A 13,040-nucleotide genomic window follows, 5' to 3' on the forward strand; every position below is an offset into this window, starting at 1 on the left:
TATGGTCCGACTCATGAGCTCTCACTATGACGTCGTCGTTCTCGGCGCGGGTCCAGGAGGATATACGGCCGCGGTCCGCGCCGCCCAGCTCGGGCTGCGCGCAGCGGTCATCGAGGAGAAATACTGGGGTGGCGTCTGCCTGAACGTGGGGTGCATCCCGTCCAAGGCGCTGCTGCGCAACGCCGAGCTGGCCCACATCTTCCACAACGAGGCCAAGACGTTCGGCATCAGCGGCGAGGTGACCTTCGACTACGGCGCCGCCTACACGCGCAGCCGCAAGGTGGCCGACGGCCGGGTCAAGGGCGTCCACTACCTGATGAAGAAGAACGCCATCACCGAGTACGACGGCCGTGGCACGTTCCTGGACGCCAACACGATCCAGGTCAACGACGAGACCGTCACCTTCGACCACTGCATCATCGCCACGGGCGCCACCACCAGGTTGATCCCGGGCACCAGCCTGTCGGAGCGGGTGGTGACGTACGAGGAGCAGATCCTCTCCGAGCAGTTGCCGGCCAGCATCATCATCGCGGGCGCCGGCGCGATCGGCGTGGAGTTCGCGTACGTGCTGCGCAACTACGGCGTCAAGGTGACGATCGTGGAGTTCCTCGACCGGCTGGTGCCGCTGGAGGACGAGGAGGTGTCGGCCGAGCTGGCCAAGCGCTACAAGCGGCTCGGCATCGAGGTGCTGACCTCGACCCGCGTGGAGGACATCACCGACACCGGCTCCTCCGTCAAGGTGACCGTCAGCCGCGACGGGCAGCAGCAGGTGCTCGAGGCCGACAAGGTGCTGCAGGCGATCGGCTTCGCGCCGCGGATCGACGGCTACGGGCTGGAGAAGACCGGCGTGGCCGTGACCGACCGGGGCGCGATCGCGATCGACGGCCGCTGCCGGACCAACGTGCCGCACATCTTCGCCATCGGCGACGTCACCGCCAAGCTCATGCTGGCCCACGCGGCCGAGGCGATGGGCATCATCGCGGCCGAGACCATCGGCGACGCCGAGACGATGGAGCTCGACTACGTGATGATCCCGCGGGCCACCTACTGCCAGCCGCAGGTGGCCAGCTTCGGCTACACCGAGGCGCAGGCCCGCGACCTGGGCTATGACGTGAAGGTGGCCAAGTTCCCGTTCACGGCGAACGGCAAGGCCCACGGCCTGGGCGACACCACCGGCTTCGTCAAGATCATCAGTGATGACAAGTACGGCGAGCTGCTCGGCGCCCACCTGATCGGCCCCGAGGTGACCGAGCTGCTGCCCGAGCTGACGCTGGCCCAGCAGTGGGACCTCACCGTCCACGAGGTCGCCCGCAACGTGCACGCCCACCCGACCCTCGGCGAGGCGGTCAAGGAGGCGATCCACGGCCTGTCCGGCCACATGATCAACATGTGATCGGCGAAACCGTACCGATCACCGCCATACGTACAGCCCCGCACCGATCAGCAGCAGGGCGGCGACGCTCGCGACGGCGCGGACCGTGTTCCAGCGGGTCCAGCGCGGCGAGTACGCCGCCCAGTCCAGCCGGTCGGCGTCCAGGGCGTTGTTCATCGGCACGTTGAGCGCGGCCGTCGGCAGGAACGCGCCCAGCGCGTAGACCACTCCCGCCGCGAAGAACCAGGTCGCGGCGGTGGTCTGGCCGTCGAGCAGCAGGAGCAGGCCGGCGCCCGCGGAGGCGAGCGGCGAGAGCGTGAAGACCGGCAGAAATCCCGGGTTGAGGATCTTCCGGTTGATGCTGCGCATAACGGTGGCCGCCTGCGCGGGGTCGACGGCGTCGAGCCCCGGCAGGACGGAGTTGGAGAACGCGTAGAAGATGCCCGCCATGACGCCGTTCAGCAGCAGGGCGAGGGCGGCCAGGACCGCGGCGAAGATGGACAGCATGCCCACATGATCCCGCTTCGAGCGGATTCGCACACCTTGTTAAGCGGGACGGTTCAGAGCGGGACGGTTCAGAGTGGGACGGTTCAGAGTGGGAACCACCCGTTGCCGCCGTACCAGTGGCCGCCGTCCCGCAGGTGATCGACGATCGCGCGCTCCAGCGTGGTGCGTGGGGACAACGCGTCCAGCTTCAGGTCGGGATCGCCGAAGACGAACTCGATCGGCCCGCTGTCGTTGGGGTGCTCGGCCGGGTGACCGGGGCGGAAGCGGCGCTGGAAGCCGACGATGTTGGAGCTCTCCGGCAGGTGATCGCGCAGCTGCGGATCGAGCAACCAGGAGTGGCAGGTGGCTACGGCGTACTTCTCCTCGGGGAAGTGGCGCGGGAAGAACTCGCGGGCGCGGGCCAGCGAGTCGTCGCAGGCGGCCCGGGTCAGCGGGCCGTAGAAGTCGGGGATGTGCAGCTGCAGGGCGGGGTCTCCGGGACCGAGCGGCAGGGCCGCGGCGACCGCTTGCCCGGTGCGCCCGCCCAGCGTCCCGCGCTGGAACTGCAGGCGTCCCAGCTGGTAGAGCTCGCCGCGGAAGTGCAGCTTGATCCAGAAGGGCTGCAGCACGCCGCCGGTGCCGTGCCGCCTGCGGTGCAGGGCGAGGTTGCGGCCGAGGTCGGCCAGGGTGTGCCGCGACACGTCGGCCGGCACTCCCCTCTCGCGGTGGTAGGCCCGAACGTAAGGAAGCGTGGCGGCGAACACGTAGGCCGGGAAGTAGCGGCCGATCGGGCCCAGCCCCGCCGGCAGGTAGGGCAGGTCGAAGGCGTCGCCGATCGTCCCGATGGCGGCCGTCATCCGGTGGACGCAGCGTCGCAGCAGCCACCACAGCTCCGGGTCGGCCCGCAGCTCGCCGGCCAGCGCGACGAGCTCGTTGACGTCCTCGTGCGGCACGGCCAGGTCGAGCAGGGTGCTGGGGTCCGGCAGGACGATCTCGACCTCCGGGGAGTCGCCGGCTTCCACGCCGGCCAGCCAGCCCGCGGTCCGCGGGTCGGAGCGGAGCAGGTCAAGCGCGTTCGCCACTCGGGCCCCCTTTTCGTTCGACCTTCTAGGTTTACCGGAGGTTGACGGGTGCTTAAACCGCGCATCACCGACACAGAGGAAAGGCGCCCGGAAAGGTCCATTGGTCCGCATTCGGAACCATATAAAGGGCTCTGTACGTCACACTCACGCAAACTTCGTGACTCCTGATCCTGGTGAGGCCAAAGTGACATTAGGCAGATCCTTGGTAGTGGCCGTACTCGCCGCCATGGCCTTCGGCGTCGAGGGAGCCGCGGCGAGCGGTGCGGCCCGTCCCGAGGGCGAGGCGCCGGCGGCGGCGCCCGCCACGGTCGCGACGCCCGCCGAGACCGGCGAGACCCGCGCCGACGAGCCCGAATGCGTACGGGTCAAGGGCGCGGCGGCCTGCGTGGGAGACGACGAGAGCAGCCGGCCGGGCGTCTCGATCGAGGACACGAGGAACGACCGGCTCCATCCCGCGGTCGAGTACTACCTGAACGGCTACCTGGGCACGAAGTACGTCATTCACAATCTCGCCCGCGAAGGCGAGATTCGCGGAAGCCGCGAAATCGGCAAAACCATCACGTTCAGAGCGGCACTGTACAAAGGCGACAGACGGGTCAAGGTCAGCCGATGGAAGACAGTCCGCGACGTCACCAAATATCCAGTGAAAAGAGATACACGCGTCACCCCGGCCGGCGCCCGGGCCAGGTCCGCGATCTGCGTGTCGACGAGAGGCGCCGCCAGCACCTGCTTCGCCGAGAAGAACACGTTCGTCTTCGCGTGTGACACGGGCGCCGACGAGCACCAGGCGCGGGCCGAATACTTCGTCGGCGGCGACCCGACGGCCCGCTACGAGATCCACCAGCTGGCCGGGGTCAACACCTGCGGGAAGGCCGAACACGGTGACCTCGCCATCAGCATGTACCGCGCCTCGGTGTTCGACGACGACCACCAGGTGGCCACCAGGCTGTACAAGTACAACTAGGAATCAGAGCCCGCTGGTGTGATCGCGGCACGCTGCCGGCGAACCAGCGGGCGACTGAATCAGTCCGCGACGACGCGCGCCCGCTGCCCGTCGCGCTCGCGCTGCCGCCGGACGACGTACGTCCCCGGCGCGCAGCCCGTGGCACCGTGCTCGGGATGCAGCAGGTAGGCCGGGGCCGAGGTCTCGAAGACCCCGATCGCTAGCCATTCGGAGTCCATCACGCGAGTCGTCCACCGGCAGGTGCCCGGGTCGGCGACGAGCGTGTGCGGATTGCCCCCGGCCGCTCCGCGGAGCAGTTCGACCCCTTCCGGGGGCACGTCCGTCCAGCCGCGGTCCGGCCAGAACGTCACCGACGACGCGACGACGGCGTACGGGATGACGATGAGGTCGCCCTGGGCCTGGAGCCCGTCGACGACGGGGATGCGGACCGACCGTTCGAGGTGGTCGAGCACGGCGAGTCCGGTCTGCTGGGAGAGCGAAGCGAGAGTCACAGTCATGGAATTCACCTCAGGTTCGTCGGAGGAGCAGGGAGTACTGCGCGGCGGACAGCCCGTAGGTCCAACCGGCGGCCTCGACGGGATCGTCGAGGAAACCCGGCACGGTCAGCCCGTACTTCCGGCGATGCCCGTCGCGTTCGACGGACCCGTTGACGGTCAGGAGCACCCTCGTCTCCGCGCGCATGTCGAAGAGCCATAGTTCGGAGCCGGGATTGCCGGGGTCGGGCGCGGTGGCGACCAGCCGGAGCCCGGCCCCGTCGATGTAGGCCTCCCAGCCGATGCGCTCGATCGCGCACCGCCTGACCTCGACGTTGGCCTCCCGCGCGATCCGCTCGACACTGGGATCCGTGATCACCCAGGCGGGCACCCGGGTCCCGTGCCAGACGTGGACATCCCACCCGTCCGAGTAACGCACCGCGGGGCCGTCCGCACAGTACGGGCGTACCTCGCCGTCATCTCCCCACACCTCCGTGCGCAAGGCGACGGGCCGCTCGGAGATGACGCACACGTCTTCGCGGGGCCACCACCAGCCGCATATCCCGGTCACCGCCGCCCAGAGATCGAGCCGCCGGGTCTGCTCGGGGGTGAAGACCACGCCGGCCGCCCTGCGCAGGGCGTCGTAGTGGGCTATCCAGGAGGCGCACTGCACTCCGTACCAGGTGCCCCTCTGGTGCGGGGCGTTGTGCGCCGCCCGGAGCGGCATGGTGAGCGAGCTGTCAATGGATCGTGAGAGCGAGTGGCGAACCTGCTCCCGGATCAGCTGATCCAGCGGCTGCTGGACCCACTTGACCTGGACGTCGAGTTCGTGGCACAGCTTCCTCATCAGGAACGCGAGCTTGGCCGGCACCGGCCATTCGGACACACGCTCGATGGTCTCGGCGGGCCGCGGGCGCACACCCGGAGGCATGGTCGCCAGGGCCATGACCGGTGACGAGACCCAGTGGAACCGTGGCGGAGCGAGGCCGATCAGGAGGTAAAGCTCGGAGATGGCGGCCTCTGCGGCCGGACGGTCGGCGGGCAGCGTCGACAACGCCCGGCCCAGCCATTCTTCGCGAATTTCGGCAGCTTCCCGCTGCACGAGAACGCTCACCATATGAGGGTGGCGTCGTCCTTTCCGATGATCATACGAAAAATAGTGACAGATCACCCGAGCGTCTGTCCACCGGTCCGGCGCCCGTCAACGAGTGGGCCCACCTACTCCCGGGCCCGCAACGCCCGGATGAACCAGTCCAGCACCGGCGTCAGGCTTTCCGGCGCCGGCCAGCCGTTGACCACCGCCAGCAGCCGCAGATACACCTCTCTGCGCGGGTCGTTCGCGCTCTCCAATCGGGCCAGCAGGTTGCGGCGCAGGCCGGCGTCGTCGGGGCAGCCGAAGACGCGCGCGTACTCGGCGGTGACCGCCGCGACGACCGGATCGGCCCGGCGTGAGACGGGGTCGATGCCGGCCGCGAGCGCCGGGGCGACGTGGTCACGGACCATCGCCGCGGAGTCACGGCGCAGCATCCGGGTGTCGCCCTGGGCCCGCTCGGCCGCATGGTGCTCAGCGAGGTGCCGGACACTGGCGCGGAAGTCCGGGTCCTGGGAGAGCTCGGCGAGCTCCACCCACGCCTCGACCTGCTCGGTCTCGGGATCGTCGGGCAGCTCGGGGGTCATCGAGCGGCTGATCCCGGCGAATCCGGCGCCGTCCTCCAGGCCGCCGAAAACGGCGTCGAGGAATTCGCCGATCAGCCGCCGTCGTTCGTCCTCCGAAAGCCTCGCCAGCTTGTGCATGAGATCCGTCTCCTCAGAGTCTGCGCCGCGTCTGGCCACCGCCGTCAGCACCGCGCGCCGCTGACGCAGGGTGCGGATCTGCACCGCCAGGGCGTCGGCGTGCGCGGCGGCGACCTCGGGAAGCGAGATCTCCCGGTTCAGGACCCTGCGGATCGCGGGCAGGCCCACTCCCAGGTCGCGCAGCGTTCGTACGAGGTCCAGGCGGGCGACGGCGTCGCCGCCGTAGAGGCGGTGACCGGCCGGGCCACGGTCGGTCGGCGGCACGATCCCGCTGTCGGAGTAGAACCTGATGGCCTTGACCGTCAGCCCGGTCCGCCGGGCCAGATCACCGATCGAGTAGAGCGTGTCGCCGTGCATGCCCCCACCTTCGCGCCTCCCCTTACGGGAGCCGCAACTCCCCTGGCCGGGACCGGAGCGCGTACGCCGCGCGTCACTCCGGCGACCGGGCGCGGGACGAGCGCCTGATCGGGAACGGCCCGGTCGGCTCGGAGGCGGGCGACGGGGAGAGCCCCGCGGCGACGAGCTGGGCCCGTAACGCGGCCACAGTGCGTTCCAGGGCGCGGATCTGCGCCTGGAGCCGGCGGATCTGGTCGCCCATCGCGGTGGCGGTGGTCTGTTCGGCGATCAGGTCGGTGCTGAACTGTGCGGCCTGACTCTGCACGCGGGCCACCTGCTGCTCCATCTGGGTGAGCGCGGCTTCGTAGATCGTCTTCGCGCGGGTGAAGGCTTCGGCGTCGACCTTGGAACGCTCTAACTCGGCCTGGCGCTCGGCCTGCTGCAGCGCGGTCTGCTGCGTCTTCTTGTTGGCGTCGGTCGCGGAGCGGAACGCGAGGTAGGCCACGCCCAGCGGGACGATGGCGATGGCGAGCTGGACGATGATGTCACTCAGCCCGGACACTGCGACCTCCTGCTGGTCGGATGACTCCTGTGTAGGTGATGCCGTCGTCGCTGTGCCAGGCGTTGACCGTGAGGGTCATCGCGAACTCCGTGCCGTCGCGGTGCAGGCCCGCCACCGGGATGACGCGCCCGGCCAGGTCGGAGCGGCCGACGGAGCACACGCGGGACAGAGCGGCGGCGTGCTGTTCGCGGAAACGGGACGGCATCAGGATCGTCAACGGCCGCCCGACCGCCTCTTCGGTGGTCCAGCCGAACATGGTCGCGGCCTCAGGGTTCCACGACCGGATGATTCCGGCGGCGTCGGCGACGATGACCACCGCCGCGTCGGTCGCGTCGCCCGGCAGCCGATCGACCACGACGGCCTCGGGCCAGGTGGCGATCAGCGCGATCCAGCCGCCGAAGGCGAGCCACACGGCGCCGCCGACCCAGCCTCGCGGATTGTCGCCGGTGAACGTCGAGATCAGATAGATCAGGCCGTACAGCAGGAGGAGGGCGGTGGCGACGGCGAAGGCCACCCGGTCGGAACGCATGAACATCTGCACCAGGCACAGCGCGCCGGTGAGGCCCCAGACCACCGCCCAGACCTTCAGCGGAGCGACAGAGGCCAGCGTGGCGTAGCCGGGAGTGCCGAGCTGCTCGACCGGCACGAACTCCAGAGACGCGGCGATGACCAGACCCAGCAGGCCGACGAACGCCAGCGAGGCTCCCCGCCGTCCGATGCGCCGCAGCACCCGAGCGGCGGTGCGATGGACCAGGGGTGGTCCGGCAACGTCTCCATTACTCACAGTTGCCAAACTAGTGCATGCAGTTAACTTTAGATGGGTTTCAGCCCCTCGTCGTCAGTCGTCGAGCCCGGGGAGAGCGAGCCGGTGGAGGCGCTCCGGGTCCGCGATCACGTCGATCTCCACGATCCTGCCGTCCGTGACGACGAAGCCCATGACCGACAGCGGGCGTCCGCCCGCGGCGACCACGACCCCGGCGGCCCCGTTGACCAGCGCCGGCCGGACGAACGGGGAGAACCGGCCGAAGGTGACCGCCTGTTCGGCCACGGCCCGTGCGCCGCGGATCGTGACGGTGTGGCGGGCGCGCCCCGCGCCTCCGTCGGACCGGAGCACGACGCCGGGGTCGAGCACGGCGACGAGCGCGTCGAAGTCCCCGTCGCGCGCGGCGGCGAAGAAGGCGTTGACGACGTCGCGCTGACGGGTGAGATCGGGGTCGGGCGCCGGCGCCTGCCCCCGCACCCGGCGGCGGGCGCGGCTCGCCAGTTGCCTGGCCGCGGCCGGCGACCGCTCGATCATCGGGGCGATCTCCTCGAACGGCACGGCGAACATGTCGTGCAGCACGAAAGCCAGCCGCTCGGCCGGCGACAACGTCTCCAGCACCACCAGCAGCGCCAACCCGACCGAGTCGGCCAGCAGCGCCTCTCGCTCGGGGTCGGCCCCGTCCTCGACGCTGATGATCGGGTCGGGCAGGCGTGCTTCGAGAGGTTCCTCGCGCCGCTGCTCGCGCGAACGCAGCACGTTCAGGCACACGCGCGCGACCACCGTGGTCAGCCACGCGCCGAGGTTCTCCACGCCGCCGGTGTCGGCGCGGGCGAGCCGCAGCCAGGCGTCCTGCACGGCGTCGTCGGCCTCGCTCACCGAGCCGAGCATCCGGTAGGCCACCGCTCGCAGTTGCGGCCGATGCTCCTCGAAACGTTCGGTCAGCCAGTCGCGCTCGTCCACCGTGTCACGTTCCTTCCTCGCCGCGGGTCGTAACAGTAGACCCGCGGAATCCGGTGGATGTGACCGGAAGCCCGGCGCTCCGTACGGAACGACCTTGGAGAAGCGATGACGTCACCCATTCTGATCACCGGCGGCACGGGCACGCTCGGCCGCCTTGTCGTCCCGCTCCTACAGAACGCCGGTCACGACGTGCGGGTGCTCAGCCGGCGTGGTCACGCGCCCGGCGACGGCATCGAGTACGTAACCGGTGACCTGCTCAAGGACGAGGGGATCGAGCCCGCGGTGGACGGAGTCGAGACCGTCCTGCACCTCGCGGGCGGCCCCAAGGGCGACGACGAGGCGGCCCGCGCCCTGGTCCGGGCCGCGTCGCGCGCCGGGGTGCGGCATCTGGTGCACATCTCGGTGATCGGGGCGGACCGGGTCCCGCTGGGCTACTTCACGTCCAAGCTGGGCGCGGAGCGGGCCGTGGCCGACTCCGGGCTGCCGTGGACCACGCTGCGTGCCGCCCAGTTCCACGACCTGGTGCTGAAGGTGGCGCAGGGCATGGCGAAGCTGCCGGTGATCCCGGTCCCGGGCGGGCTCCGTTTCCAGCCGGTCGACGCGCGGGAGGTGGCCGAACGACTGGTGGAGCTGACGCTCGGCACACCGGCCGGCCTGGTGCCCGACCTGGCCGGCCCCAGGGTGTACGGCATGGCCGAACTGATCCGCGGATACCTGCGGGCGCGCGGCCGGCGCAGGCCGATGATGCCAGTCCGGATGCCGGGCAAGGTGGGCCGCGTCTACCGGGCCGGCGCCAACCTGACCCTCGAAGGGGCCACCGTGGGCAAGCGCAGCTGGGAGGACTTCCTGGCCGAACGGCTGCGCTGACCCACCGGCCGGCCGGGGCTCAGGGCTTGCGTACCTTGGCGTAGTGGCGGGCCGCCCGCGCGCGGTTGCCGCAGCCGGGCGAGCACCACTCGCGTCGCGACGAGTCGCGGACGAAGTACAGCACACAGCCGGGGCCGTGACAGGCGTGGATCTCGTGGCGTAGTGGCCCGCCGAAGAGGCGGATCGCGTCCTCGGCGAGCGCGGCGAGGACGGCCGCGACCGGCCGGCCCGCGGTGCCCACCGTCACGTGCGGCTCAGGGGCGATGCGCAGTTGGGGCCATCGCGGAGCCTGTCGCGCGTGGCGGTTGAGCGTCGCGACCGCGTCGGGGTCGGCGTCCTGCCCGGCCACGGCGGCGTCCGCCAGTAGCCGGATGGCGTCGCGAAGCTCCCGGCCGGAGATCAGGTCGCCGTCGGTCACGCCGCGCAGGTCGGCGTCCGAGAGGGTGACCGCGAGGCGTGCGCGCACGTCTCGGAGCCAGGCGGCGAGGTGCTCGGCGGTCTCCAGACCGTCGCGGGGACGGCCGCGCACCGCGTAGACGGTGTTGCCGAACTCGAGCGGCAACGGCTCACCCAGGACCGGGGCACCACCGTCGGCGAGATTGGCCACATCCATTTTCTCATGGTATCGGCATGTTGACTCCGTTAGAGCCATAGGGCATTCTAGCGTCACATCCCTCCGCTAGCCATTAGAAATGGCTGACGTCTCTCCCATGAGCTCCTGGAGTCGCCACATGAGCACGCCCACTCTGCAGACCGGCCACGTCGGGTTGAACGTGACCGACCTCGCCCGCTCGACCGCCTTCTACTGTCAGGTCTTCGGCCTGGAGGTCATCGGCGCGCAGACCGACGGTGACCGCAGGTTCGCCCTGCTCGGCCGCGAAGGCGCCCTGCTGATCACGCTGTGGCAGCAGAGCGACGGCACGTTCGCCACCGGCCTGCCGGGGCTTCACCACCTGTCGTTCCAGGTGGCCGACATCGACGCGGTCCGCCGCGCCGAGACCACCCTGCGCGAGCTCGGCGCCGAGCTGGTCTATGACGGGATCGTCCCGCACGCCGAAGGCGCGAGCTCCGGCGGAGTGTTCTTCACCGACCCGGACGGTATTCGCCTGGAGATCTTCACCCCGGCCGGAGCGGGCACCGCACCGGCCCCCACGCAGGGCGCGCCGACCTGCGGCTTCTTCTAACCACCCACGCACCTGACCCGGCCCCACGAGCCACAAGGAGTCCCCGATGTTCCACGCGGGCGAACGCGCGGTACGGCACCGCGCCGGCCTCACCGCCGACGGCCGGGGATCGGCCACTGTGGGCGCCGTCATCCCACCGGTGGCCGCCGAGTTCCTCAGCCGGCAGCACCTGCTGGTGATCGCGGCCGCCGACGACAGCGGGGCGGTCTGGGCCGGCGCGCTCACCGGCCCGCCCGGGTTCGTCACCACGCCCGACGACCGCACCGTCGTCGCCGACCGGCTGCCCGGCGACGGCGACCCGCTCGCCGGGCGGTTCGCCACCGAACAGGACATCGGCATGCTCGCCATCGAGCCGGCCAGTCGCAAGAGGATGCGGGTCAACGGCCGAGCCCGCGAGGACGGCGGCCGGCTCACGGTACGCACCGAGCAGGTGTACTCCAACTGCCCGAAGTACATCCAGACCCGTACGGTGACCGAGACCGAGGTCCAGGCGGCGAGCAGGACGGCGCGCGTCACCCGCGAGCCGACCCCCGCCCAACGGCGGTGGATCACCGCGGCCGACACGTTCTTCGTCGCCACCCACGCCGCCGGCCTGGGCTCCGACGCCTCGCACCGCGGCGGCAACCCCGGGTTCGTCACCCTGACCGGCGACCGGCGGCTGACCTGGCCCGACTACACCGGCAACTCCATGTACATGACCTTGGGCAACCTCGCCCTCGACCCGCGCTGCGGCCTGCTCTTTCTCGACTGGGAGGGCGGTCACACCCTGCACCTGACCGGCCGCGCCCGCATCGACTGGGACCCGGACCGGGCGGCGGCGGTGCCCGGTGCGCACCGGCTCATCGACTTCGACATCGAGCAGGTGGTCCAGATCACCGGCGGCCTCTCGCCGCGCTGGTCGTTCGGTCAGTACTTCCGCTTCAATCCCGCCTGAGGGGCGAGCGTCTGTCGTAGTCAGCTTCTCAGCCCTGAAGGGCTGAGCTTGCAGTTCCTCGCCGTCGGTGGTTTCGACGGTCTGGTCCGCGTCAGGCAGCGTGACTCACTGCCCAGCTGGTGACACCGCGTGCGGCGATGTTACGAGCTGCGTTGACGTCGGCGTGCTCAGCGAAGCCGCACGACGTACAGGCGAAGCGGGCCTGGCCGGGCCGGTTGTCCTTGTCCACGTGCCCGCAGGCCGAGCAGGCTTGCGAGGTGTAGGCCGGGTCCACCCAGACCAGGGCGACACCGGCGCGGGCCGCCTTGTAGGCGATGAAGTGGCCGAGCTGGTGAAACGACCATGAATGCAGCGTGACCCGCTGGGGGTTGCGGAGCCGTACCCGGTCGCGGATGCCCTGGAGATCTTCCAGGGCGATGCCTCGCCCGGTGCGTGCAGCCTCGGTCACGATGCGCTTGGCGATGGTGTGGTTGAGGTCGGCGGCGAAACGCGCTTCCTGGCGGCGGCGTTTCTTCAGCAGCCGTTTCGCGGACTTGGTCTGCTTGGTCTGCAGGCGGCGGCGCAGCTCCCGGTGGCGGTGGCGGACCGCGTTCAGGGTCTTGCCGCTGTGGCGGACACCATCGCCGGTGCCGGTGGCGGTGGTGGCGATGTTGGCGATCCCCAGATCCACCCCGGTGAATCCGTCCGGCGCGCGCACCGGCACGTCCGGCAGGTCGCAGGTGGCGATGAGGAACCACATGCCATCGCGGTGGACGAGGTCGGATTCGCCTTTGCGGTGAGCGGCCAGCATGGTGAGCTGATCGGGCGAGGCGGTGAACGCCACGCCCTTCATCCGGCCGCATGTGGTCCAGATCGACACCGTGCGGGCGTTCAGCTGCCAGGACAGGCAGCGGTCGTCGAACGGCTGGGCCGCGCCGGGGCGAAAGACGATCGGCCTGGCCTGGACCCGTTCACGCCGGGCGGAGCCGGGCCTGCCCAGATGGCCGTTGCGCAGGTTGGCGTGCAGGGTGGCGTAGGCGTCGGCGACCTTCTTGATGACATGCTGCGCGGCCTGAGCCGCCAGCCCGTACCTGTCCTTGACCTGCCCGTAGGCGTGCTTGCGCAGATCGTAGTTGCGAAACACCCGCCGGTCGTGGGCGAGCGCCGCCACCCAGGTGGCCGCGTCGTTGGCCGCGCGCAACGTCGCCTCGAGCGCCGCCGCCTGTTCAGGTGTCGGCAGCAGCTTGACCTGCACCACCAGCTTCATCTCGAACACATTATCGC

Annotated in this window: 15 protein-coding genes; 5 read left to right on the plus strand and 10 right to left on the minus strand. The window is 70.3% G+C overall.

Features of this window, described 5'->3' with window-relative positions:
- Positions 1–13 precede the first annotated feature (13 nt).
- Positions 14–1,393, plus strand: a complete 1,380-nt coding sequence (lpdA, locus tag AB0I38_RS00270; protein WP_358459394.1) for a dihydrolipoyl dehydrogenase — start codon at positions 14–16, stop codon at positions 1,391–1,393.
- 18 nt (positions 1,394–1,411) lie between these two features.
- On the opposite strand, the gene AB0I38_RS00275 is transcribed toward lpdA, so the two are convergent.
- Both AB0I38_RS00275 and AB0I38_RS00280 read right to left on the minus strand, forming a co-directional pair.
- On the minus strand, positions 1,412–1,879 hold the full coding sequence (locus AB0I38_RS00275) for an anthrone oxygenase family protein (RefSeq protein ID WP_358459396.1): 468 nt from the start codon (positions 1,877–1,879) through the stop codon (positions 1,412–1,414).
- An 83-nt stretch (positions 1,880–1,962) separates the two neighbouring features.
- Positions 1,963–2,940 carry an acyltransferase domain-containing protein gene (locus AB0I38_RS00280; protein ID WP_358459399.1) on the minus strand — a complete coding sequence of 326 codons (978 nt, stop codon included), beginning with the start codon at positions 2,938–2,940 and terminating at the stop codon, positions 1,963–1,965.
- Positions 2,941–3,148: 208 nt separating this feature from the next.
- On the opposite strand from AB0I38_RS00280, the gene AB0I38_RS00285 reads away from it, so the two are divergent.
- Positions 3,149–3,904, plus strand: coding sequence for a hypothetical protein (locus AB0I38_RS00285; protein WP_358459402.1), 756 nt, complete (start codon positions 3,149–3,151; stop codon positions 3,902–3,904).
- A gap of 59 nt (positions 3,905–3,963) precedes the next feature.
- Here the strand turns inward: AB0I38_RS00285 and AB0I38_RS00290 are convergent, their stop codons facing one another.
- From AB0I38_RS00290 to sigJ, 6 genes are all read right to left on the minus strand, one after another.
- Complete coding sequence (locus AB0I38_RS00290; protein WP_358459405.1) at positions 3,964–4,401, minus strand: hypothetical protein; 438 nt, start codon at positions 4,399–4,401, stop codon at positions 3,964–3,966.
- 10 nt (positions 4,402–4,411) lie between these two features.
- Positions 4,412–5,479: a DUF6745 domain-containing protein gene (locus AB0I38_RS00295; protein ID WP_358459408.1), complete on the minus strand. Its 1,068-nt coding sequence runs from the start codon at positions 5,477–5,479 to the stop codon at positions 4,412–4,414.
- A 116-nt stretch (positions 5,480–5,595) separates the two neighbouring features.
- Positions 5,596–6,528: a MerR family transcriptional regulator gene (locus tag AB0I38_RS00300; RefSeq protein WP_358459411.1), complete on the minus strand. Its 933-nt coding sequence runs from the start codon at positions 6,526–6,528 to the stop codon at positions 5,596–5,598.
- 73 nt (positions 6,529–6,601) lie between these two features.
- Entirely contained in the window at positions 6,602–7,069 is a 468-nt protein-coding gene (locus AB0I38_RS00305; RefSeq protein ID WP_358459414.1) for a hypothetical protein, read from the minus strand.
- The gene (locus AB0I38_RS00310; protein WP_358459417.1) at positions 7,053–7,853 is read right to left on the minus strand and encodes a PAS domain S-box protein; all 801 of its coding nucleotides are present in this window, start codon (positions 7,851–7,853) and stop codon (positions 7,053–7,055) included. The genes AB0I38_RS00305 and AB0I38_RS00310 overlap by 17 nt, the downstream gene beginning before the upstream one ends.
- Positions 7,854–7,907: 54 nt before the next feature.
- Complete coding sequence (gene sigJ, locus AB0I38_RS00315) at positions 7,908–8,792, minus strand: RNA polymerase sigma factor SigJ (protein WP_358459420.1); 885 nt, start codon at positions 8,790–8,792, stop codon at positions 7,908–7,910.
- A 105-nt stretch (positions 8,793–8,897) separates the two neighbouring features.
- Between sigJ and AB0I38_RS00320 the strand changes: the two genes are divergently transcribed.
- On the plus strand, positions 8,898–9,659 hold the full coding sequence (locus AB0I38_RS00320; protein ID WP_358459423.1) for an SDR family oxidoreductase: 762 nt from the start codon (positions 8,898–8,900) through the stop codon (positions 9,657–9,659).
- 19 nt (positions 9,660–9,678) lie between these two features.
- On the opposite strand, the gene AB0I38_RS00325 is transcribed toward AB0I38_RS00320, so the two are convergent.
- Positions 9,679–10,272 (minus strand): CGNR zinc finger domain-containing protein, encoded by a 594-nt coding sequence (locus tag AB0I38_RS00325; protein WP_358459426.1) that lies wholly within the window; start codon positions 10,270–10,272, stop codon positions 9,679–9,681.
- A gap of 118 nt (positions 10,273–10,390) precedes the next feature.
- Between AB0I38_RS00325 and AB0I38_RS00330 the strand changes: the two genes are divergently transcribed.
- Positions 10,391–10,843 carry a VOC family protein gene (locus AB0I38_RS00330; RefSeq protein ID WP_358459429.1) on the plus strand — a complete coding sequence of 151 codons (453 nt, stop codon included), beginning with the start codon at positions 10,391–10,393 and terminating at the stop codon, positions 10,841–10,843.
- Between the two features lie 46 nt (positions 10,844–10,889).
- A complete protein-coding gene (locus tag AB0I38_RS00335) occupies positions 10,890–11,777 on the plus strand; it encodes a pyridoxamine 5'-phosphate oxidase family protein (protein ID WP_358459433.1) in 888 nt (295 codons plus the stop codon).
- Positions 11,778–11,868: 91 nt separating this feature from the next.
- Here AB0I38_RS00335 and AB0I38_RS00340 read toward each other — a convergent pair whose 3' ends face one another.
- Entirely contained in the window at positions 11,869–13,023 is a 1,155-nt protein-coding gene (locus tag AB0I38_RS00340) for an RNA-guided endonuclease InsQ/TnpB family protein (protein ID WP_358459436.1), read from the minus strand.
- Between the last annotated feature and the right edge of the window lie 17 nt (positions 13,024–13,040).

Source organism: Nonomuraea cavernae, from assembly GCF_040655715.1.
GTDB classification, from domain to species: domain Bacteria; phylum Actinomycetota; class Actinomycetes; order Streptosporangiales; family Streptosporangiaceae; genus Nonomuraea; species Nonomuraea cavernae_A.